1 pseudogene is annotated in these 1,390 nt (G+C 59.8%); it reads left to right on the top strand.

What is annotated here, in order from left to right:
- Positions 1 to 322: 322 nt before the first annotated feature.
- Positions 323 to 1,390: pseudogene (locus BFP90_RS19555) on the top strand (5-methyltetrahydropteroyltriglutamate--homocysteine S-methyltransferase); the annotation flags it as partial.

Raw genomic sequence — 1,390 nt, 5'->3', positions numbered from 1 at the left:
GAGCAAAAGCGCGGCGGCCTTAGAGCCGACCGGTATCGTGTGTCGATCCGCGATCCAAATGTGGGAGGGGCGGTGCGACGATTCGACTTGCCCCCGATGGCGGCCTCCGAGCCGACCAGGATGTTGGATCAGATTGAGTACATATCCGTTTTCTGCAGTCACGGCTGCTATGGGTTCCGCTTTTACCGGCGTTACGGGTGGGCACTGCGTTGCTGTCTGTATGAATGAATTTTGTATTCATCTAAAGAAAAATGAGTTTGTCTCATTATCGCCATCTCCCGACAATGACCGCCATAGATACCGACATTGGAGATAAAAAGTCATGGCAGTCGCTCATTCCCTCGGATTTCCGCGCATTGGACGCGATCGTGAACTGAAAAAAGCGCAGGAAGCGTTCTGGAAGGGCGAGCTTGATGAGGCCGGCCTGCGCGCCGTGGGGCGTGACTTGCGCAAGGCCCATTGGGACCTGCAGAAACAGGCCGGCATCGAGTTGTTGTCCGCCGGTGATTTCGCCTGGTACGACCAGGTGCTGACTCACTCGCTGATGTTTGGCGTGATCCCGGAGCGTTTCCGTCCTGCCGATGGCCAGGCCACGTTGCAGACGTTGTTCGGCATGGCCCGTGGCGTCAGCGATGCGTGCTGCGCCGGCGCTCACGCCCAGGAGATGACCAAGTGGTTCGATACCAACTATCACTACCTGGTGCCGGAGTTCAGTGTCGATCAGCAATTCCACCTCGGATGGGACCAGTTGTTCGAAGAAGTCCAGGAAGCCCGCGACCTCGGGCACGCCGTCAAGCCGGTGGTGATTGGCCCGCTGACGTACCTGTGGCTGGGCAAGGCCAAGGGCGGCGACTTTGACAAGCTTGATCTGCTCGACCGCCTGCTGCCGCTGTACGGCCAGATCTTCCAGCGCCTGGCGGAGCTGGGTGTGGAGTGGGTGCAGATCGACGAGCCGATCCTGGTGCTGGATTTGCCGCAGGAGTGGAAGAACGCCTTTGAGCGGGCCTACAACCTGATCCAGCGTGATCCGTTGAAGAAACTGGTGGCCACCTACTTTGGCGGGCTGGAAGAAAACCTCGGCCTGGCCGCCAATCTGCCGGTCGACGGCCTGCACATCGACCTGGTGCGGGCGCCGGAGCAATACCCGACGATTCTTGATCGCCTGCCGGCTTATAAGGTGCTGTCCCTGGGCGTGGTCAACGGCCGTAACGTGTGGCGCTGTGACCTGGAAAAAGCCCTGGCGACGTTGCAACACGCCCAGGACAAACTTGGTGAGCGCTTGTGGGTCGCGCCGTCCTGTTCACTGCTGCACAGCCCGGTGGATCTGGCGCGTGAAGACCAGTTGGACGGCGAGTTGAAGAGCTGGCTGGCCTTCGCTTTGCAAAAGTGC

The sequence above is a fragment of the Pseudomonas sp. 24 E 13 genome (assembly GCF_900004715.1).
GTDB lineage: Bacteria > Pseudomonadota > Gammaproteobacteria > Pseudomonadales > Pseudomonadaceae > Aquipseudomonas > Aquipseudomonas orientalis_A.
This window is presented reverse-complemented; position numbering and strand designations above follow the sequence as displayed.